General features: G+C 56.7%; 16 protein-coding genes and 2 pseudogenes. 9 read left to right on the plus strand and 9 right to left on the minus strand.

All coding sequences use genetic code 11. From position 1 onward, the window contains the following. The 4 genes and pseudogenes from IR141_RS04835 to nth form a co-directional block, all read left to right on the plus strand. Window positions 1-190 (plus strand): annotated as a pseudogene (locus IR141_RS04835) (IS1595 family transposase); the annotation flags it as partial. A gap of 42 nt (window positions 191-232) precedes the next feature. Then, window positions 233-2,122 (plus strand): monovalent cation:proton antiporter-2 (CPA2) family protein, encoded by a 1,890-nt coding sequence (locus IR141_RS04840; RefSeq protein ID WP_135034532.1) that lies wholly within the window; start codon window positions 233-235, stop codon window positions 2,120-2,122. Window positions 2,123-2,372: 250 nt separating this feature from the next. Continuing rightward, window positions 2,373-3,272: a pirin family protein gene (locus IR141_RS04845; RefSeq protein ID WP_135034533.1), complete on the plus strand. Its 900-nt coding sequence runs from the start codon at window positions 2,373-2,375 to the stop codon at window positions 3,270-3,272. A 387-nt stretch (window positions 3,273-3,659) separates the two neighbouring features. Continuing rightward, window positions 3,660-4,295, plus strand: a complete 636-nt coding sequence (gene nth / locus IR141_RS04850; protein ID WP_135034534.1) for an endonuclease III — start codon at window positions 3,660-3,662, stop codon at window positions 4,293-4,295. Between the two features lie 262 nt (window positions 4,296-4,557). Here nth and IR141_RS04855 read toward each other — a convergent pair whose 3' ends face one another. From IR141_RS04855 to IR141_RS04890, 8 genes are all read right to left on the minus strand, one after another. Further along, a complete protein-coding gene (locus IR141_RS04855; protein WP_135034535.1) occupies window positions 4,558-4,698 on the minus strand; it encodes a FeoB-associated Cys-rich membrane protein in 141 nt (46 codons plus the stop codon). Beyond that, window positions 4,698-6,575 (minus strand): ferrous iron transporter B, encoded by a 1,878-nt coding sequence (locus IR141_RS04860; protein ID WP_135034536.1) that lies wholly within the window; start codon window positions 6,573-6,575, stop codon window positions 4,698-4,700. The genes IR141_RS04855 and IR141_RS04860 overlap by 1 nt, the downstream gene beginning before the upstream one ends. An 88-nt stretch (window positions 6,576-6,663) precedes the next feature. Continuing rightward, window positions 6,664-6,936, minus strand: coding sequence for a FeoA family protein (locus tag IR141_RS04865; protein ID WP_135034537.1), 273 nt, complete (start codon window positions 6,934-6,936; stop codon window positions 6,664-6,666). A 417-nt stretch (window positions 6,937-7,353) separates the two neighbouring features. Then, the gene (locus tag IR141_RS04870; protein ID WP_135034538.1) at window positions 7,354-7,794 is read right to left on the minus strand and encodes a DNA polymerase III subunit chi; all 441 of its coding nucleotides are present in this window, start codon (window positions 7,792-7,794) and stop codon (window positions 7,354-7,356) included. Between the two features lie 668 nt (window positions 7,795-8,462). Next, window positions 8,463-9,755, minus strand: coding sequence for a serine--tRNA ligase (gene serS / locus IR141_RS04875; protein ID WP_135034539.1), 1,293 nt, complete (start codon window positions 9,753-9,755; stop codon window positions 8,463-8,465). A gap of 232 nt (window positions 9,756-9,987) precedes the next feature. Next, window positions 9,988-10,620, minus strand: coding sequence for a pyridoxamine 5'-phosphate oxidase (pdxH, locus tag IR141_RS04880; protein ID WP_135034540.1), 633 nt, complete (start codon window positions 10,618-10,620; stop codon window positions 9,988-9,990). A gap of 83 nt (window positions 10,621-10,703) precedes the next feature. Next, window positions 10,704-12,203 (minus strand): exopolyphosphatase, encoded by a 1,500-nt coding sequence (ppx, locus tag IR141_RS04885; protein ID WP_135034541.1) that lies wholly within the window; start codon window positions 12,201-12,203, stop codon window positions 10,704-10,706. Between the two features lie 199 nt (window positions 12,204-12,402). Then, a complete protein-coding gene (locus IR141_RS04890) occupies window positions 12,403-13,083 on the minus strand; it encodes an energy-coupling factor ABC transporter permease (RefSeq protein WP_135034542.1) in 681 nt (226 codons plus the stop codon). Window positions 13,084-13,176: 93 nt separating this feature from the next. On the opposite strand from IR141_RS04890, the gene gloB reads away from it, so the two are divergent. The 5 genes from gloB to IR141_RS04915 all read left to right on the plus strand — a co-directional run bounded on the left by gloB (window position 13,177) and on the right by IR141_RS04915 (window position 20,108). Then, window positions 13,177-13,941, plus strand: coding sequence for a hydroxyacylglutathione hydrolase (gloB, locus tag IR141_RS04895; RefSeq protein WP_135034543.1), 765 nt, complete (start codon window positions 13,177-13,179; stop codon window positions 13,939-13,941). Between the two features lie 195 nt (window positions 13,942-14,136). Continuing rightward, window positions 14,137-17,406 carry a DNA translocase FtsK gene (locus tag IR141_RS04900; protein ID WP_135034566.1) on the plus strand — a complete coding sequence of 1,090 codons (3,270 nt, stop codon included), beginning with the start codon at window positions 14,137-14,139 and terminating at the stop codon, window positions 17,404-17,406. Between the two features lie 79 nt (window positions 17,407-17,485). Further along, window positions 17,486-18,112 carry a lytic transglycosylase domain-containing protein gene (locus IR141_RS04905; RefSeq protein WP_135034544.1) on the plus strand — a complete coding sequence of 209 codons (627 nt, stop codon included), beginning with the start codon at window positions 17,486-17,488 and terminating at the stop codon, window positions 18,110-18,112. 83 nt (window positions 18,113-18,195) lie between these two features. Next, window positions 18,196-19,581 carry an MFS transporter gene (locus tag IR141_RS04910; protein WP_167743053.1) on the plus strand — a complete coding sequence of 462 codons (1,386 nt, stop codon included), beginning with the start codon at window positions 18,196-18,198 and terminating at the stop codon, window positions 19,579-19,581. After that, entirely contained in the window at window positions 19,581-20,108 is a 528-nt protein-coding gene (locus IR141_RS04915; RefSeq protein WP_135034546.1) for a single-stranded DNA-binding protein, read from the plus strand. Before IR141_RS04910 ends, IR141_RS04915 begins: the two co-directional genes overlap by 1 nt. 161 nt (window positions 20,109-20,269) lie before the next feature. Here IR141_RS04915 and IR141_RS04920 read toward each other — a convergent pair. Beyond that, a pseudogene (locus IR141_RS04920) lies at window positions 20,270-20,915 on the minus strand (IS1595 family transposase). Window positions 20,916-21,908: the final 993 nt, after the last annotated feature.

Genomic DNA, 21,908 nt, shown 5'->3' on the forward strand with positions numbered 1-21,908 from the left:
GTTTGCCGACCGACACAACCATATCAACGGCATTGAGAATTTTTGGAATCAGGCGAAACGTGTCTTGCGCAAATACAACGGAATCGACCGAAAATCTTTTCCTCTGTTCTTGAAAGAATGTGAGTTTCGTTTTAACTTCGGGACACCAAAGCAGCAGTTAAAAACTTTGCGGCTTTGGTGTGGTGTTTAGGGCTAATCTACTTCAGCCCCTTATTTTATTTTCCGGAGATTTATGGCAGCAGAAGGCGCGGGCGAACTGATTAAAGTGGTTTCCCTGCTCGGCTCGGCAGTGGTTGCCGTGCCTTTGTTCAAACGGTTGGGGCTGGGCTCGGTGCTCGGTTATCTGGCGGCAGGCTTGGTAATCGGGCCGTTTGGTTTGAAACTGTTTGACGACCCGCAGGCAGTGATCCATATTGCAGAATTGGGCGTGGTGATGTTTTTGTTTATCATCGGCCTGGAAATGAAACCCTCGCATTTGTGGGCACTGCGCCGGCAGATTTTCGGCCTGGGCAGCCTGCAAGTGGTGCTGGCGGCCTTTATACTCACGCTGGTGGGCATTTTCGGTTTCGATGCGTCCTGGCAGGTGGCGTTTGTGTGCGCTTCGGGGTTTGTGCTGACCTCCACGGCGATTGTGATGCAGGTATTGGGCGAGCGCAACGAGCTTGCCGGCCGCAGCGGGCAACGCATGGTGTCGATTTTGCTGTTTGAAGATTTGCTGATTGTACCGCTGCTGGCTGTTGTGTCGTTTCTTGCTCCGCATGATCCGGTAAATGCCGCCGAAGCGGGTTCCGTGTGGATGAAACTGGGGGCGGCGGCATTGTCGGTGGCGGTGCTGGTGGCGGCGGGTTTGTGGCTGCTGAACCCGTTGTTCCGCGTGCTGGCCAAATCGAAAGCGCGCGAAGTGATGACGGCGGCGCTGTTGGTGGTGTTGGGCGCGGCTTTGCTGATGGAAGAAGGCGGGCTGTCTATGGCGATGGGGGCGTTTGTGGCCGGCGTATTGCTGTCGGAATCCAGTTTCCGCCACCAGCTTGAGGCCGATATCGAACCCTTCCGCGGCCTGCTGCTCGGCCTGTTTTTCCTCGGGGTGGGTATGGCATTGGATCTGACCGTGGTGGCGGAAAACTGGCAGATTATCGTGTCGGGCGTGGTGGCGCTGATGGCGGCCAAAGCAGCAGTGATTTATCTGGTGGCGCGGGCGGCAAAAAGCAGCCGTGCCGAAGCGGCAGAGCGTGCGGTGATGATGGCTCAGGGCGGCGAATTTGCCTTTGTGTTGTTTACCACTGCGTTTTCACAAAAAGTGATTGATGCTACCGTTAATGCCAATATGACGGCGGTTGTGGTGCTCTCGATGGCGCTGACGCCGCTGTTTCTGATTCTGCACGGCAAATATCTCGCCCCGCGCCTGAAACAGGGCGGCGCCGGGCGGGCAGACGATGAAATTCACGAACAAAAAGCGGTGATTGTGGTCGGTATGGGGCGTTTCGGGCAGATTACCACCGATATTCTGCGCATGTGCGGCTACCCGCTGACCATTATCGACAAAGACCCGGTGATGGTGGACGGCATGAACAAATACGGCATTAAAACCTATTTCGGCGATGCCTCCCGCCCCGAACTGCTGCTTACCGCCGGCATCGAAAAAGCGCAACTGCTGGTGGTGGCGATAGACGATAAAGAACAGGCGCTGCACATCATCGAATTTGCCCGCAAAACCAACCCGGGCATTAAAATCATCGCCCGTGCCTACGACCGCATCCAAACCTTCAAGCTCCACCGTGCCGGTGTGGAGTTTGCCATACGCGAAACCTTTGATTCTGCCGTGCGCACCGGCCGCACCGCGCTGGAAGTATTGGGCATGGAAAAAGGCAGGGCCGATGAAATCAGCCGCTTCTATTTCCACCGCGACCGTGCCCGCGTAGCCAGAATGGTGCCGCTCTACAACCCCGAAGACGCAATCTTCCAAAACGAGGAAATGCTCAACGCGGCCAAGCAGGAAGACACCGAAACCGCAGCCATGATACAGGCGCTGATGCGCGGCGAAGCGGTGGAGTGGCCCGATGCAGACGAGACGGCTTGGCCGTCTGAAAACACAGAAGGCGAAAAAGCCGCTTTATTGAAATAACAGCGGTTTGATGCCTTTGCAAAACCTACTGAGGCCGTATGAAATATCCGTTTCCCGTTGTTTGCGCAACGGCGGGAATCCGGCTCAAAACCACAAGTTTTATTTCTAGCGTTAAAAAACGAATCAGGTTTCAGCTTGCACAGAAAGAAACGGAAGCCCGATATTTCAGACGGCCCAAGTGAGCCGCACCAAGAAACCCCGGTTTGTTTTAACCGGCTGTCCGACAGCCAACCCAATTAAAGGCATATTGATGAACACCGAAAAACTCACCGCCAAAACCAAAGACGTCGGCGGCATTCCCGTTGCCCGCCTGCTGCCGCAGGGCAGCCGCCGCACCATCGGCGCATGGTGCTTTCTCGATCACGTCGGCCCCGCCGAATTTGCAGAAAATTCAGACGGCCTGCAAGTCGGCTCACACCCGCACACCAATCTGCAAACCTTTACCTGGATGCTCTCGGGCGAGGTGTGGCACCAAGACAGTTTAGGCTTCCGCCAGCTTATCCGCCCCAAACAGGTCAATCTGATGACGGCCGGCACAGGCGGCGCGCGCGGTATCGCACACACCGAGCAAACGCCCGAGGGCATCAAACAGCTTCACGCCGTGCAATTGTGGATAGCCTTGCCGATGCACAAGGAAATCGATCCCGATTTCCAACACTATCCCGAGCTGCCCGAATGGCAGGAAAACGGCGTGCGTTATATCTTGACCACCGGCCGCTTCGGCAGCCATACTGCCCCCACTGCGCAACACAGCCCGCTGATCGGTTTGGATATACAGTTTGACCGGGCCGCGCGCATCAGCATTCCCGCACAAGCGGGCTGGGAATACGGCGTATTGGTGATAGCGGGCAGCATCAAGGCGGGCGGGCAGACTTTCACTGCCGATGAGCTGGCCTTTATCGAAACCGCCGATGCCCGATCGTTTGAACTCGAAGGAGAAGCCGGCAGCCACATCATGCTGCTCGGCGGCGAACCGCTGCCGCATCCCACCGTGGTGTGGTGGAATTTCGTTGCCGACAGCCGCGAAGCCCTGCAACAGGCCGTGGCCGACTGGAACAGCGGCAGCAGCCGTTTCGGCACAGAAATAGATTTGGGCGGCACCGGGCTGAAACGTTTGGTTGCACCCGAAGTGCCGCAAGGTTTGCGTTAAGCCGATAGAGCGAAGCCAATGACCCGGTTGCCGCGCTTTCGCCCGAACACATCGGTTTTGCAAGCCGCAGCGGCAACCCGCGCCGCTTTCCGCCTGCATTGGCGATTTATTATAGAGGCCGTCTGAAAAAAGCTGCCGTTGTATGCCGCGCAAGCCCGCTTACAGGCGGAACGGCAGGCAGATGCTTTCAGACGGCCTGAACTTTTGCAGCAACCCGCGCCGTTAAGGCAGGGCGGCGGCTCGCAAGAGTGCCGGCAGTATGGCGGGGCAGGCCGGTGCCGCCATCATTTTTCGAGTGGGCAAAGAATGTTCCTCTTCTGAATCCACGCACGGCGCGGTGTTATATAATGCCTGCCCCAACCGCACAAACTGCAACCCAACCCCAAAATGAACAAACTGATCCGCCAAGAAATTTTCGAGCGTTTCCGCGCCGCCAATCCGCATCCGACCACCGAATTAAACTTCAACAGCCCGTTTGAGCTGCTGATTGCCGTGCTGCTTTCGGCGCAGGCTACCGATGTGGGTGTGAACAAGGCCACGGCGAAACTGTTTCCCGTTGCCGCCACTCCTCAAGCCATGCTGGATCTGGGCTTGGAAGGCGTGATGGAATACACCAAAACCATCGGCCTTTATAAAACCAAATCGAAACACATTATCGAAACCTGCCGTATCCTGTTGGACAAACACAACGGCGAAGTGCCGCAAACCCGCGAAGCGCTGGAAGCCCTGCCAGGCGTGGGGCGAAAAACTGCCAATGTGGTGCTGAATACGGCTTTCGGCCAAATGGCGATGGCGGTGGACACGCATATTTTCCGAGTGTCCAACCGCACCAAAATTGCGCCCGGCAAAAACGTGCGCGAAGTGGAAGACAAACTGATGAAGTGTGTGCCGAAAGAATTTCTGCTCGATGCCCACCATTGGCTGATTCTGCACGGCCGTTACACCTGCAAGGCGCAAAAGCCATTGTGCGCGCGCTGCATTATCAACGATTTGTGTGAATACGGGGCGAAAGCCGTGCCTTAGTGTCCGGTTTGCCGGGAGAGCGGGTTTGGCACTCAATTTGCTTTGACAGGCCGTCTGAAACTTTTCAGACGGCCTCAAGTTTTTTGCACAGCAGAGTATTGAATATCTGCATGGTTTTCCGGTTAAGCGGCTGCAGCGGGAACAGATATTTTGAAAGTAGCCGCGTCTGTACCGGCTTTGCCGCTGTTTTTGTGCGGACAGGCCGTCTGAAACTTTTCAGACGGCCTGTGTCGGTTTTTAAAGGTTCCGGTTTGCAGCAAGGCTAGCCGCAGCCTTTACCGCCGCCGCAGCGGTCGCAGCCGCCGCAGGCAGAATTGCTGTTTTTGGGCTTGAACACAAATTTGCGCAGTATATACAGCACGCACGCCGCTACGATAATGCCAACGATAATATATTGTTCCATCAGAGAATCCTCGAGCTTAGCTGATAAACGATAAAGGCAAACAAATAGGCCAGTGCAAAGAGATAGCCGGTAATCATCAGGGTTTTGCGGGCGGATTTGGTTTCGCGCTTAATCACCGCCAACGTGGCCATGCACATCGGGGCGTAGATATACCAGGCCAAGAAAGCAAACGCAGTCGGCAGCCCCCAGTTGCTGCCCACAATCGGAACCAGCGCGTTTTGCACCGCGTCTTCCGAGCCTGCGCCCACGGCATATACTGTGCCCAGCGCGGCCACCACCACTTCGCGGGCGGCGATGCCGGGAATCATGGCAATGCACATCTGCCAGGTGAAGCCCAGCGGCGCAAACAGCGGCTCGATAAAGTGGCCGATGGTGCCGGCGAAGCTGTAATCGATGGCCGCGCCGGTTGCTCCTTCAGACGGCGCAGGAAAGCTCACCAAAGCCCACAACACCACGCTTAAGGCGAAAATCACGGTGCCGGCGCGTTTTAAAAATGCTTTCACGCGATCCCACAGGCTGGTGGCGATGTGTTTGAAATTGGGCATGCGGAATGTGGGCAGCTCCATCAGCAGCGGAAACTGGCGGATGCCGTTTTGCCTGCGGGCAAAACGTTTCAGCACGAAAGCTGTTAATGCCGCCGAAGCGATGCCCGCCACATACAGGGCAAACAGGGTCAGGCCTTGCAGATTAAACACGCCCCATACGGTTTGCTGCGGAATCACTGCAGCGATAATCAGCGCGTAAACGGGCAGCCGCGCCGAGCAGGTGAGCATGGGGGCAATCATAATCGTTGCCAGGCGTTCGCGCGGGTCTTGAATGGTGCGCGCCGACATCACGGCGGGCACGGCGCAGGCAAAGCTGGAGAGCAGCGGAATAAACGAGCGGCCGGAAAGCCCGCTTTTCGAGAGCAGGTTGTCGAGCAGAAAAGCGGCGCGCGGCAGATAGCCTGAATCTTCGAGCAGAAGGATAAATGCAAACAGAATGGTAATCTGCGGCAGAAACACCAGCACGCTGCCCATGCCGGCAATCACGCCGTTCACCATCAAATCCTGCAATATGCCGGCGGGCATCACGGCGGCCACCCATTCGCCCAATGCGCCGAAGCCGCCTTCGATGGCCTCCATTAATGGTTCCGACCACGAATAAACGGCTTGGAACACCAATAACAAAACCGCCGTCAAGATAACGAAGCCCCAAACCGGGTGCAGCACCAGTGCATCTAAGCGGCGGTGCCATTCGGGCAGCTTCATTTCGGTGCGCACTACTTGGCGCAGAATGTCTTCCACCTGCTCATACAGCGCGTTACTGTCGAGATTGTTGAGCAGGTGTTCGACCGCCTCCATATCCACGGGCTTGCCCGCGCGGCGCGGCAGTTTTGCAACCGCCTCGCGCACGCCGCTGATGCCGTCTTTGCTCACCGCCACTGTTTCCAACACCGGCACCCCCAGCAGTTTGCTGAGTTTGACCGCATCGATTTGCAGGCCTCTCGAGCGGGCGACATCGCTTAAATTAAGCGACACCGCCATCGGCAGCCCCAGTATTTTCAGCTCCAGCATCATGCGCAGGGTCATGCGCAGATTGGTGGCATCGGCTACGGCAATGATTGCATCGGGCTGCCGGCCGAGTTTGCCCAGCACCATATCGCGCGCCACCGCCTCATCGGGGCTGGTGGTGCGCAGGCTGTAGGTGCCGGGAAGGTCGATGATGTGGATGGAGGCATCATCGATAAATACCCCCTCGCGTTTATCGACCGTTACCCCCGGATAATTGGCCACTTTGGCGTTGGAGCCGGTTAACCCGTTGAACAAAACGGTTTTGCCGCAATTGGGCGCGCCAAGCAGCGCAAAATAGCTTAAAGAAACGGCATCGGCCTGCATATCGTATCCTTGCAGATGATGGGAATGATTTTTTAATTTTTCAGACGGCCACACAGATTGAGCGGAACAAAGGCCGTCTGAAAGCAGTTTAGAAATGTTCGGTTACCACGCGGCACATGATTTTGGCTGCCTCGGGCGCACGCAGGGCAAATTGCGACTGATTGCCCAAACGCACGGCAAACGGCCCCTTGCCGAATGCGCCCACGGCAACCACCATCAGCGGCATACCGTTGGAAAAACCCAAATCGGCCAAACGGCGGCCGACCAAATCATCTAACCCGCCGAAAATGGCTTGCGGCCGGATAGAATCAATATGGGCATATGTGCCTTTGCTGAGAGAAGAGAGCGGAACCACGGCCATAAGAAACTTACTTTCTTGTTTGACGGTAACAATCGGAAAGCGGCAAGACGGATAAACAGCAAATAAACTAGTATTGGTTCTTATTTGATTGCAATATCATGCTAATACTTTTCAGCAAAATACTCAATTCAGTCTGTTAATCTATAAATAATAGTTTGAAACTTCTTGATATAAATCAGAAACAGGGAGTTGGTTGAATTGGGCAGCCGGCATGGAAAGGTTGGTTGCCACAGGGTGTTTCAGACGGCCGGATACCGGCGCAAAACAGTAAGCCGCAGACCATACCGAGCCGATTCTGCTGCCGCTGCAACGGCTTGCACAACCGCTTTCTTTGAGCTGAGGCACAGAGCGTCCTGCCGGCGGTAAAGCGGGTTTATTATATTTCGGGTTTATTATATTTATAGTGTTGAAAATACTTTAGGCTTTGCCCTGCATATTGTGGTGTTCGATTTCAAAGCCCTGTTTACGATAGGCCTTGAAACGCTCGCGGGCATCGGCCAGATCTTCCAGGCCGGTGCCGATGATTTCCAGCACGCGTGCGGGTCGGGCAGGGGCATAACACCAAAAATCGGCAGAGACGTTCAGCACTATCGTGCCGGGTGCGGTTTCAGGCAGCGCTTCCCCGTAAGACACCAGCAGCGGCACGTTTTGCGGCAATGCCCGGCCGTGAACCCACAACTCGTGCGGCAGAAAACTTGCCGGATCAAACTGCCACAATTGCCTGTCCAGCCGCTCGGCTGCTTCGGGCGAATCTGCCCACAGCAGCACACGGCTGCTGCTTTTCACGGCGCGTTCCGCCAAGCGGCAAACGAAAGCGGCAGGATCGCCGACATGGGTGTAGAAAGTGGCTTTGGGCATGGCATCACCGCTGTTTCAAACGGCCTTCGGCAGGCTGATACAGGCCGTAACCTTTGAACGATTCACAAACATCACAGGCGTTATTTGCTGTTATTCCCGCGCAGGCAGACATTCAGATGTTTAGCATCCCGGTATGGGTTTAACCGATACTTCAATATTTTTATTTGCATTTCCCTGAGCGGGGATAACGGCATTTAAGCTTTTCAGACGGCTTCAGGCCGTCTGAAAAGATTTTTCAACGTGAATCCGCTGCATTTCCGTTAAGGCGCAGAGCGTTTTGAGTGCCGCCCGAATGGTTTGCGGCTTGCCGGTTGGCACTGAAAATGTGCGGATTGACTGCAAACATAAACGTTTAAACCTTAAACATAAAACAAACATAAAACGTTTTCCGGGTTTAAGATAAAACGGGAGCAGGGCGGCAAAAAAGCTGCGCCTGCTTTCAGACGGCCTAAGGCTCTGCAAAACCCGCGCCGCTCTCGCAGCAAGGCGGCAGAGTGCCAAGCTTCCAATGTGGCGCGGCAGGCAATCCTCAGGTTTCACACATAACCCGACACATCATGCCGGGGGCTTCAGCATATCGCGGCAGAGTGGAATTTAAAGGGGCGGGTTGCGCCTGCGGGCGTTGCGCAATGCCGCCCACCGCAAGGCCGCCGCACTGCCGGGCTCCGCTAGGGTTGCAGCTTGGCAATGCCGCCCATATAGGGTTGCAGCGCGGCGGGGATGTTGATGCTGCCGTCTGCATTCTGGTGGTTTTCCAGCACGGCTACCAACGTGCGGCCGACCGCCAGGCCGGAGCCGTTGAGCGTGTGCAGCAGGCGGTTTTTGCCGTTTTCGTCTTTGAAGCGCGCTTTCATGCGGCGGGCTTGGAAGTCTTCGCAGTTGGAGCAGCTCGAAATTTCGCGGTAGGTGTTTTGCGCCGGCACCCACACTTCCACATCATAGGTTTTGGCCGCGCCGAACCCCATATCGCCGGTACACAGCACAATCACGCGGTAGGGCAGCTCGAGCAGTTGCAGGATTTTTTCGGCATGACCGACCATCTCTTCCAGCGCATCATAGGAATGCTCGGGGCGGGTAATCTGCACCATTTCCACTTTGTCGAACTGGTGCTGGCGGATCAGGCCGCGCACGTCTTTGCCGTAGGCACCCGCTTCGGAGCGGAAGCAGGGCGAATGGGCGGTGAGTTTCAGCGGCAGTGTTTCAGACGGCACAATGCTCTCGGCCACGGTGTTGGTGAGCGTAACTTCGGCGGTGGGAATCAGATATTGCACAAGCTTGGTTTCATCGCCGCCGCGGGTAACGTGAAACAGGTCTTCGCCGAATTTGGGCAGCTGGCCGGTGCCGAACAGGGTGTTGCTGCTGACAATATAGGGCGTGTAATACTCGGTGTAGCCGTGGTGCAGCGTGTGGGTGTCGAGCATAAACTGCGCCAGCGCGCGGTGCAGGCGGGCGATTCGGCCTTTCATCACGGCAAAGCGCGCGCCGGAAAGCTGCGCACCCGTTTCAAAATCCAAACCCAGCGGCGCGCCCAAATCAACGTGGTCTTTGACGGCGAAATCAAACACGCGCGGCGCGCCGTAGCGGCGCACCTCCACATTCCCGCCTTCGTCCGCGCCCACCGGCACGCTCTCGTGCGGCAGGTTGGGAATGGCGGCCAGCCAGGCATCCAACTCGGCCTGCACGGCTTCGTAGTCGGCGGCGGCCTGTTCCAAATCTGCTTTAATCTGCGCCACCTGCGCCATCGTTTGCTCCGCTTCTTCGTGCCTGCCCGAACTTTTCAGGGCGCCGATTTTTTTCGACTCGCTGTTGCGTGCTGCCTGCAGCTCTTCGGTGTGAACCTGCAGTTGCTTGCGTTTGTTTTCCAGTGCTTCGAAGCGGGCGGTGTCGAGCGGGTAGCCGCGTGCGGCCAAACGCTCGGCCACGGCGGCGGTGTGGTTGCGGAGTTGTTGGATGTCTAACATGTTTTTTCCTGTGGTTTCGGGTAAACCTGTCGGAGCAGGCCGGGTGATTGTAAACCAATTTGCGCCGTTGCCTGTGTTTCGGGCGCGGTAGTTTTGCGCCGTTGTGCTGTTTTTCTGTTTGGAGGCCGTCTGAAAGCGGGGCGGGCAGGCCGTGGAGCTAAAGCGTCGGCGGGCAATGTTCAACGCCCGATACAATATTATATTTTGCAATATTTTCAGACGGCCTGCGCTTTCAGGGCGACAGTCTTTCTTTGTGCCAGATGCCGTTTTGCAAACGGTATTGGATGCGGTCGTGCAGGCGGCTGGGGCGGCCCTGCCAGAATTCTACCCGGTCGGGCAGAACAATGTAGCCGCCCCAGTGCGGCGGGCGGGGCACGTGCAGCGGGTGTTGCAGCCCCACGGCGGCAGCGCGCGCCACCAACGCCGCTTTGCCAGAAATCACTTCGCTCTGCTCGCTGGCCCATGCGCCGATGCGGCTGGTGTAGGGGCGGCTTTCGAAATATTCGTCTGATGCGGCCTCATCGAGTTTTTCTACCCGCCCTTCCACGCGCACCTGCCGCTCCAGTTCGGGCCAGAAAAAGGTAAGTGCGGCAAACGGCACGGCTGCCAGCGCGCGGCCTTTGCGGCTTTTATAGTTGGTGAAAAACACAAAGCCGTGCGGGTTGGTTTCTTTAAGCAGCACCTGCCTGCCTTCGGGGCGGCCGTCTGAATTGACGGTGGCCACGTTCATGGCGGTGGGTTCGTTTACTTTGGCGCGGATGGCTTCGTTGAGCCAGCGGTCAAACTGGGCAATCGGGTTGTCGCCGCATTCGGCTTCCGAGAGTTCCTGCCTGCTGTAGTCTTCGCGGATATGGTGCAGATCCATTGCGGTTTCCTAAACGGGTTGCATTAAGTTGGTTGGCCGTCTGAACAGGCCGGGGGGATTTCAGACGGCCGAAGCCGCGGGCATTATTGTGCCTGCACGGTAAAGGGCATGCCTGCCCGCTGCCATTGTTCGCTTTCGCATTCGAGCGCGCCGGCAATCAGCGGGTGCCGGTCGAGCCAGTTGCGGTTGATGCGCAACACGAAGCCTTTGCCCCCATCGCTGTTGCGCAGCTGGGTGAAGGGCGGCAGATCCAACGGCAGGCGGGCGCGGCAGAACAGTGCGGCCAGCCGTAGCGAAAGAATGGCCGGCCATATGGCACTGCTGCCGGCCAAAGGCATCATTTTGCGCACATCGCCCCGGTGGCCGAGCACCAGCTGCGACAAAATATTCTGCTCTTTGCGCGAAAAGCCGGGCATATCGGCGTTTTCGAGAATATAGGCAGAGTGTTTGTGGTAGCCGGTGTGGGCGATATCGACACCGATTTCGTGCAGCAGCCCCGCCCAGTTGAGGTATTGCTGCCAATAGGCCAGCTCCTGCACGGGCATGTTTTGGGCGTGGCCGATGCTTTCCATAAACTTTTGCGCGGCAGCGGCCACGCGGGCGGCCTGGTTTTTGCTCACATGATAGCGTTCTTGGAATTCTGCGGTGGTTTGGTCGCGCATGTCTTCGTTGAGCTGGCGGCCGATCAGATCGTAAAACACACCATCGCGCAGGGCGGCCTCGGTTACCGTCATTTTTTCGATTTCCAGCTCTTCAAACGCGGCCGTCATCACGGCCAGCCCGCCGGCAAACACTTCGATGCGGTCGGGTTTCATGCCCTCCAGGCGCGCTTTTTTCACGCTGCCGGCGGCAATGATTTTGTCGGCCAGCTTTTTCATGCCCGCGTAGGTGATGTCGTGTTCCTGCGGGTTTTCGGCGGCAATCACATCGCGTATGGATTTGGCCGATCCCGAAGTGCCCACGGCGAAATCCCAGCCGCTGCGCTTCATCAGTTTGCTGATGCGCTGGATTTCGTTGCGTGCGGCGGTAACGGCCGCCTGAAAATCTTTTTGGGTAATTTTGTTTTGGAAAAAACGCAGGCTGTAGGTTACGCAGCCCAGCGGCAGGCTTTCGGTGGAAGTGGGTTTGAGCTCGGAACCGATAACGAATTCGGTGGAGCCGCCGCCGATGTCGATAACCAGCATTCTGTCGCCGTTGGGCGGCAGAGTGTGCACCACGCCGGTGTAAATCAGGCGGGCTTCTTCGCGGCCTGCGATGATTTCGATGGAAAAGCCCAACGCGGATTCGGCTTTGGGCATGAATTGGGCGATGTTTTTCGCCACGCGGAAGGTGTTGGTGGCCACCGCCCGCACCTGCCCGGGTTGGAAGCCGCGCAGGCGTTCGCCGAATTTGGCCAAGCATTCCAGCGCCCGCTCCTGCGAGGCTTCGTCAAGATTTTTGCGGCTGTCCAAACCTGCTGCGAAGCGCACCATCTGTTTAAACGAATCGATGACTTTCAACTGGCCGTTGTGGATTTCGCAGATCTGCAGGCGGAAACTGTTGGATCCTAAATCCACGGAAGCAAGAAGGTTGGGAGCATTCATAACACGGAATCGGAAACATATTATAAAGAGCGCGAATGTTACCCCGCAGCCGCCGGATTGTCATCTGCTTTCGGTGCAAGGTTTTGCTTCATATCAATGAAAGCGCAGGGCGGCGGCAGGCAGGTTTTCAGACGGCCTGATACCGTGGGGCTGAGGTCTGCCCGCTGCGGTGTACGGAGGATATTTGGGTGAGGCGGCATTATGTCCAAATGCTGTTTCGGGCGCGCAAAAAACGCCGCTCGTCAAAAGTGCTCAACCAGCGCGGGCGCAGAGCCACGAAAACGGCCGTGAAAATGCCGCTGAGAAAGGCTTCGCCCCAAGAGAGCAGAAAAAACACCGGAAATGCCGACTGCCACAACGCATCGGCAGCAAACACGCCGGCAAGCTGCAACAGCACCGACACCAGCAGCCCTGTGAGCAGCATTCCCGCTGCGGCAGCGAGAAAGCCGTTGACAAAAATATAAACAAACAGATTGTCGGGCAGCCGTGCGGCAACGCGGCGGAATGCAGCATTAATGGCAGCGGCAGGCAGCAGCACAAACAGCGCGTTGAGCCCCAGTGCCGCCCAGTTTCCGCCGCCGTGCAGCGCAGTGTAGGCTGCCAGCAGCAGCGTGCCCAGCCATAAAGCGGCGGGCAGGCCGAGCATCAGCACAGCCAAATTGATGCCGAGAAGGTGGTAGCTCATGCCCGCCAACTGCCCGCTGCCCAAACCCGCATTCAATCCCCACAGCACCGCCATATAAGCCGCCGCGACCATTGCGGCACCGTTGTGCCGGCACAGCGCAGGCAGCGCGGATTTGGCGGCCAGCAAAATACCCGCCCACAGCAGCAGGGCGGCATAGAGCAGGGCAGGGGGAAACCAGGCAGCCGAAAAATCCATAAACAGTCAAACAGCAAATTTTCAGACGGCCTGATTTATACCCCTGCCTCAGGATATAATCAAGGCCGTCTGAAAAAACAAAGGTGATGAAAAATGGCTGCGCAGGCGTTTACTATCCATCCCGTTGCCGCGTTGGACGACAACTATATCTGGACGGTTTCCCGCAACGGGCAGGCCGTCTGCATCGACCCGGGCGAGGCCGGGCCCGTGCTCGACTATCTGCACCGCCACGGCCTGAGTTTGGCCGAAATATGGATTACCCACCACCATCACGACCACACGGGCGGCATCGCCGGGCTGAAGCAGGTTTTCCCGCAATGCACGGTATACGGCAACCGCGACATCGCCGCCGCCGACCGGTATGCAGGCGAAGGCGTGCAGTGGCTGTTTGGCGGCTGCCGCGTTGAAGTTTGGCACACGCCCGGCCATACCGCCGGGCATCTGAGCTATCTGCTGCACGATGCAGAGGGCCTGCACGTTTTCTGCGGCGACACCCTGTTTTCGGCAGGTTGCGGACGGGTGTTTTGCGGCACCGCCGGGCAGCTTTATGCCTCGCTGCAACGCTATGCCGGCCTGCCCGGGCACACATTGTTTTACCCCGCACACGAATACACCGCTGCCAACCTGCGCTTTGCTGCCTGTGTCGAGCCGGACAACCCCGCCGTGCGCACCGCCCGAGCCGCCGCAGAACACACGCCCACATTGCCGGTGAGCCTGGCGCACGAGCTTCGGATCAACCCGTTTCTGCGCACAGGCTGCCGGCAGGTGGCGCAGAAAGCGGCGGAATACAGCGGCGGAAAATTGGCAGACGGAGCTGCTGTGTTCGCTGCCCTAAGGGAATGGAAAAACCGTTTTTAAGCCGGCTGCCGGCGCGAGCGGCTTTCAGACGGCCTGGCCGGCATCGGGCAGATTCAAAGCCTGATTGCCACGGCAGCGGCCGTCTGAATCTTTATTATCGTCAAAAGCCCCGTGCCGGCGTGAAAATTATTCTTTTCACGGCTGAAACACGTTAGAATAACGCCTTTGCCGAAACCAAACGGGCTGTTTGTATTTATGTTGTGGACATTTTTACTGATTGTGTTGCTGTTTGCGATTGCGGGCGCGTTATGGGTGCGCCACCGCCAAGAGCAGGAATGGCTGCGCGAGTTGGCCTATTTGAGCCGCCACGAGGCTGATGCCGAAGCCGCGCCTGAGCCGGAAGCCGGCGGCTCCAAACCGCCCAAAGCCCTGCGCGGCGTGGATCCCAACCTGAAAAACACCCGCCAGAGTTATCGGGCGGCAGAAGAAGCCAAAGCCGTTTACGACAAAACCGTTGAAAAATTCCGCGCACTCTCACCGAAACACAGCCGCAAACTTGATGCCACTTCGGGCGGCAGGCGCGAAATGCAAGATGACGATTTCGAAGAGCTGCCGATTTTTGCCGCCGCACCGAAAATAGAAGCTGATCCCGACTCCGAATTTGCCGAAGCAGGCAGCAGCACCGACAACACCGAAGCCCCCGCCTGCGCCCCGAAGGCCGCCGAACCGCTGCCCGACAATGCAGGGGCGCAGCCCGAAATGCAACAGAGGCCGTCTGAAAACGAAAACGGCCAAATGCAGGAGGGCGGCGGTATTCCCATGTTCGGCACAGTTTTATCGGCAGAAGCGGAAAGGGAGGCGGCAGGCGGGAAGGCAAATGAGCCAAAGAGCCGAAGTCTCACCGGCAAAGCCATCGGTATTGCGCCTTATGTGCCGTTTGACGGCAACGAATACCGCCCGGCGGGCGGATCTGTCGATGCTTCGCTGCCCGTGATCACGCTGGAAGAAGCCACCCGTTCGCTGCACGAAACCCATCTTGCCGACCAAGCGCCAAACAGAGCGGAGCCGTCTGAACCGAAACGGTTTTCCAACCCCCCGCCCGATATGGAGGTGGTGGAGCTTAATTGGCGGTTCAAACCCGCGCTCGAAGAAGCCGCGCCGCCCAAACCGGTTGTCGAGCCGGAAATTATCGGTTTGGACGACCCTGCGCTGGTGCGCACACGCGAACGCGTGTTTTCGGAATTGCGCCGGCTTTCCCATTCCGTGCCGCGCACCGAGATGACGCAGCCGGTGGCGCAGGCGTTGGGAAACCCCGAAACCATCGGCGAAGACGATATCCGTTCCAACCTGCTCCGCCAGCGTTTGGCGCGCCGCCGCCAAGTGTCGGCGCAAACGCCGGTGCAGGTTTTGCAGCCCAAAGTGATTCCGGAGGGCGAAGTGTTTGCCAATCTCGCCAAAACCGATTCGCCGGTCAGCCGCCAACGCATCCGCCGCATCAATACTGCCATACGCGAAAGTGTGATTCCTGACGCTGCGAGGGTGGAGCAGAGCCATTCGGCACAATTGCAGCCGCCGGGCAGGCCTGTTGCCGTTCCGCCGCCGATTTCTACACGGTTTACCCCGTTTGCCGCCGTGCCGGCCGCCCAAGCCGCCGTGATTGAGCAGCCCTCTGTGCCGGAGGTGGAGCGGCAGGTGATCGATATTCCCGAACCGCCCGTATTCCGGCACGATACCGCTCCGCTGCAAACCTTCCCGCCGCGTGTTGACGAATATGCCGGGCAGGCCGTTGCGCACATCAGCAGCCGCCCGAACGGGTCGATTACCGACCGGCTGCTGCAGGAGTCTGCATCAGAGGCGGAACCGCCGCTTTCTTTTCAGACGGTCGATCTCGCGGCGTTAAACCATGCCGATGAAACCACGGCGGCGGTGTTCGAACACACCCTCCAAAACCCGGCAGCCGGAACATTGCGGCCGTCTGAAACGCTGCCGGCAGGCACGGCGGACGGCGCAAAGAACCATGCGGTTTCAGGCGTGCCGCACCTGCCTACCGCAGCACTGCTGCAGCCGCCGCAGTTCGACCCCGGTGCCACCCAAACCGAAGAAGCCCTGCTGGAAAACAGCATCACCATTGAAGAGAAGCTGGCCGAGTTTAAGGTGAAAGTGAAGGTGATGGACGCTTATGCCGGCCCCGTGATTACGCGTTACGAAATCGAACCCGATGTGGGTGTGCGCGGCAATGCGGTGATGAACCTTGAAAAAGATTTGGCGCGCTCGCTGGGGGTGGCATCTATCCGTGTGGTGGAAACCATTCCGGGCAAAACCTGCATGGGTTTGGAGCTGCCCAATCCCAAGCGGCAGATGATACGCCTGAGCGAAATCTTCAATTCGCAGGCGTTTCGGGAATCCAAATCCAAGCTCACGCTGGCCCTGGGGCAGGACATCACCGGCGAGCCGGTTGTGGCCGATTTGGCCAAAGCGCCGCACCTTTTGGTGGCGGGCACCACCGGTTCGGGCAAATCGGTGGGGGTGAACTCGATGATTCTGTCGATGCTGTTCAAAGCCGCGCCCGATGAAGTGCGCATGATTATGATCGATCCGAAAATGCTGGAGTTGTCGATTTACGAAGGCATTCCGCACCTGCTCGCCCCCGTGGTAACCGATATGAAACTGGCCGCAAACGCGCTTACATGGTGTGTGAACGAAATGGAAAAACGCTACCGCCTGATGAGCCATATGGGCGTGCGCAATGTGGCGGGCTTCAATCAGAAAGTGGCCGAAGCGGCGGCACACGGCGGGAAATTGGCCAACCCGTTTACGCTCACGCCCGAAGACCCCGAGCCGCTGGAAAAACTGCCGTTTATCGTGGTGGTGGTGGACGAATTCGCCGATTTGATGATGACGGCGGGCAAAAAAATCGAAGAGCTGATTGCCCGTTTGGCGCAAAAAGCCCGCGCCGCCGGCATCCACCTGATTTTGGCCACCCAGCGCCCCAGTGTGGACGTGATTACCGGCCTGATTAAAGCCAATATTCCCACACGCATCGCGTTCCAGGTGTCGAGCAAGGTGGACAGCCGTACCATTCTCGACCAAATGGGCGCAGAAAACCTGCTGGGGCAGGGCGATATGCTGTTTTTGCCGCCCGGCACGGGCTATCCGCAGCGCGTACACGGCGCATTCGTAGCCGATGACGAAGTGCACCGCGTGGTGGAATATCTGAAACAATTCGGCGAACCGGACTATATTGACGATATTCTCACTTCAGGTGTGGGCAGCGATGACCTGTTCAGTAACGCCAACGGCCAGCGCAGCGGCGAAGAAGAGCTTGATCCGATGTATGATGATGCCGTTGCCTGCGTGGTGAAAACCCGCAAAGCAACCATATCATCAGTGCAGCGGCATCTGCGCATCGGCTACAACCGTGCCGCCCGTTTGATCGACAGGATGGAGGCGGACGGCATTGTGTCCGCCCCCGAGGCCAACGGCAACCGCACGGTATTGGCGCAGGGGGGCGGGCATTTGGATTAAGTTTTTCAGACGGCCTGAAGTTTTGGGCAAAGAGAGGCCGTCTGAAAAACATAGCAATAAAATTTTCAAACCATGCACTATGAAACCGGACAACCTGATTCCTGCCGAATGTCTGCTGCGCCGCCGCCTGTTGGCGGCGGGCGGCGCATTATTGCTCAGCCCCCGCCTGCTGCATGCCGGGGCGCAACGCGAAGAAACCCTCTCTGATGATGTGGCATCGGTGATGCGCAGTTCCATCAACAACGTGAATCCCGCACGGCTGGTGTTCGACCGCGCTGAAGACGGCGAACGTTGGCTGCGCGATATGTCGGCACGGCTGGCGCGCTATGTGGCCGATGAGGGCGAGCGCAAACGGCTGCTGGTCAATATCCAATACGAATCCAGCCGCGCCGGGCTCGATACGCAGGTGGTGCTCGGCCTGATCCAAGTGGAAAGTGCGTTCCGCCAATACGCCATCAGCAATGTAGGTGCGCGCGGGCTGATGCAGGTGATGCCGTTTTGGAAAAACCATATCGGCAAACCTTCACACAATCTGTTTGATATCCGCACCAATCTGCGTTACGGCTGCACCATCCTACGCCACTATAACAATGTGGAACGCGGCAATCTGGTGCGTGCGCTGGCGCGTTTTAACGGCAGCCTGGGCAGCAGCAAATATCCCGATGCCGTGCTTGGCGCGTGGCGCAACCGCTGGCAGTGGAGCTGAGCAGATTTTTCACGATGATTTTTTCAGACGGCCTGCGGCGCAGGTAGGCCGCAACAGGCCGTCTGAAAACACTTAACCGAATTATGGCAACAGAAAACCGCACACAGATGTATCCGCATGAGTGGCGCGCGGGCGTATCGCTGGCAGGCGTGTATGCGCTGCGTATGCTCGGCATGTTTTTGGTGCTGCCCGTATTGGCACTTTATGCCGCCACTTTGCCCGGCGCAGAAAACAACAAAGCGCTGGTCGGCATGGCGATGGGCATATACGGTTTGACGCAGGCGGTGTTGCAATTGCCGTTGGGCATGGCTTCCGATAAATTCGGCCGTAAAAAGGTAATTTATTTCGGTCTGATTGTGTTTGCCGCCGGCAGTTTTATGGCTGCGGCTGCCGACACGCTTGAGATGCTGGTGCTGGCACGGGCGGTGCAGGGGGCGGGTGCCGTGAGCGCGGCGGTTACCGCCCTGTTGGCCGACCTTACCCGCGATGAAGTGCGCACCCGCGCGATGGCCGTCATCGGGCTGAGTATCGGGCTGACTTTCTCGGCCGGCCTTGTGCTGGCACCGCTGCTGGCCGCACGTATAGGTGTAGACGGACTGTTTGCCCTAACCGGCGTGCTCAGCCTTGCCGGCATCGCCGTGGTGGCCTACATCACCCCCAACCCCTCAGCATCGAAACTGCACGAAGATGCCCAGGCGCAGCCTTCGCGTTTGGGCGAAGTATTGAAAGACGGCCGGCTGCTTGCGCTCAACTTCGGCATTTTTGCCCTGCATGCTGCGCAAATGGCCCTGTTTACCGCATTACCGTTTGCCCTGGTGGCACTCGGGCTGCTGAAAGAGCAACATTGGCAAATCTATCTGCCGGCAACACTGGCCGGATTGGTGCTGATGGTGCCGCTGATTATTGTCGGCGAAACCCGCAACAAACTCAAAGCAGTATTTGTGTGCGGCATTGTCTGCATTGCCGCTGCCCAGGCCGGCCTGCTGATTGTGCAGGATTCCGTTTGGGCGGCAGCTGTTTTACTGGCTGTGTATTTTATCGGCTTTAATGTGCTGGAAGCCAGCCTGCCTTCAATGGTGTCGAAAATCGCCCCTTCCGATTTAAAAGGCACCGCTATGGGGGTGTACAACACCATGCAGTCGGTCGGCCTGTTTGCCGGCGGAGCGGCCGGCGGCGTGTTGTTCCAACACTACGGTTTCAACGGCGTGTTCGCTTTTTGCAGCGGCCTGATTTTGTTGTGGCTGGCCGTTGCCGTGTGCTCACCCGCCCCCAAACCGGTTAAAAACCTCAATTTTTCGGTACCGGAAACTTGGCGCGGCAGAGCGGAGCAATTACACTCTGCCTTAACCGCATTGGAAGGCGTAGAGGCCGTCAGCTTCAGTGCCGACAAAAAAACCGTTTTTATCAAGGCATTGCAAAAAGGTTTCGACCAAAATGCCGCCGAACAAATTATTTCAGGAGCAAATTGATGTCATCGTTAAACAAAGTTATCCTTATCGGCAATCTCGGCCGCGACCCCGAAGTACGCTATATGCCCAACGGCGAGCCCGTTTGCAATTTCAGCATCGCCACCAGCGAAGTGTGGAACGACCGTCAAAGCGGCCAACGCCAAGAGCGCACCGAATGGCACAACATCACACTTTACCGCCGTTTGGCAGAAGTAGCCGGCCAGTATCTGCGCAAAGGCAGCTCGGTTTATATCGAAGGCCGCATTCAAAGCCGCAAATACATGGGCAAAGACGGCATTGAGCGTACCGCATACGAGATCATCGGCAACGAAATGAAAATGCTCGGTTCGCGCAGCAGCGGCACGGCGGAATACGGCGGTGAAGCCCAAGGCGCTTATCCGCAGCCGGCGACCCAACAGCAGAATTACCAAAACGCTCCCGTTTACCAGCAGGAAGCCCAAAACACACCGCCCGCTGCACCCCGCCGCCAAGCACCTGCTGCGCCTGCCGCACCGGTGGACGATATTGATGATGACATCCCGTTCTAAACCCAAGCCGGGCCGGTTCATTATTTTCAATGCATACAGTTTGGCACAGCGATAGCAAAATCAACGCTCAGGCCGTCTGAAAATATTTTCTATTAATATTTTCAGACGGCCTGAGCGCTTCACAAAATTTAAAGGCTCTAGACTGGCAGCTTTATATAAATTTACTTTAAAAGCCCCCAAAGTTGGTGACCCAGTTCATCAGAGTTTCGGTTCCATCGCCATCCGCATTCCTTCAGGTGCAAATCAAAGTTTTTGGTTACGCCGTTGAATTTGGCGGGCCTTCGTTTGGTAAAACTCCGGAAGCTTTCAATACCATTGATGTGCCCGGTACCATCTGCAAACTCATTTTGTCCGTGATTAACGCGCAAATGTTTAGAGTAGCCCGCATCGACCAGGCCGCTGTAACCGCGCCGGCTATCAGAATAAAAACACCCTCCAGAGAGACCTTTCCCAATATAACAGCTTGAAGTGTTTGCTTTTTACAATCAGGAACGATTTCGGTATAAACCCTGCCGTCTCTTTCGAAAATACCAAAGACGGGTTGTCTAAGCGTTCCTCTGCCACGCTTTGACTTGCCATGGAAACCGCGCTACAAATAGCTTTCATCAACCTCTATGCTGCTGTATAACAGGTCTTTTTGCCCGCTTTGGCAGCGGTATATTTCGTGCCTGAAAATGCGATACCGGTGGTTGATGGTATTGCGGTTGAAGCCTGTCGGCAAAGCGGTTTTTGAGGCTTCTATACCGACACAAAAATGCTTGATAATTTTTTGAGCTGATGGTCACTTAACTTGGTGTTATATTTCATTTTTCCAGGCTAACAGAGCTATTCTGCTAGTCTAGAGCCAAATCAAAAAATAAAACTTTTTTAGAAAAAGGCCAAGCAAAAACACGTTTCCATATCCGCATTCTTGATTCACGGTCAACACGGGGCAGCGAAGCTTTAGCTCAATTGGATAAAGTATTTGGTTACGAGCCAAAGAATCAAGCATTCGGTTGCTCCGGGTACGTCACGGTTTATGTACCCGTATATCGCTTAGCGGTTAGAGCAGCCCTTTCACAGCAGTAACCAAGGTTCAAATCCCCGTGGGCGTGCCGGCTTTGCCAGAATCTCAACTGCCGCTTTCAATGACTGAATTCCATCGGAAAAATTTGTGTAAGCTAACGTGCGTTTTGTCATGATTTTTTATTTTTTCAGTCATACTCTTCCGCTTGTCGCACATGACAAAAAGAATGCAAATATACCTTCAGCCGTGATAAAACGCAGAGACTAGTGGTGATCCCCCATCTACAACCACTGAATTAAGATAAAAGTCCAACGTTGTTACTTTTATCCGTGCGGCTTTGATATAGGCTCAAGGCAGTGATGCTGAAGTCTTTGAATAGATCCTGGATTATCGGGTAGTTCGTTGATGGATAGTATGATTTTGTCGCTGGTGTATACTATCGCATCGGCCTGCAGTCCTTGCTGTGCCCAATCAAACGTGCGGTTGTAACCTGCAAACTGCCAATAAGGTGGTTTGGTGTAGAAGAAGGCATTGGGGGGCTGTCGTAGCGCTTGAAGCATTTTTTCCACAGCTCGCTTTCGATATACCATTAAGTCGTTGCTGTTCGGCTTTCTAGACGGTCTGCGATGTCGGCTGCTTTAAACTTATGCCTGTGGTGGAAGTGTCGAAATACTGGTCGATGGTTTTGCCGCTGAAAGTGGTATGCTGTAAATAAAAGAATCTGACCGCCGGCTGGATGTCAGTTATGTATTCGGTCGGGTTGGATTGCTGGTGGGTAAAGGCTTCGTGACCAG

This window comes from Neisseria sp. 19428wB4_WF04, assembly GCF_015235335.1.
GTDB lineage: Bacteria > Pseudomonadota > Gammaproteobacteria > Burkholderiales > Neisseriaceae > Neisseria > Neisseria musculi.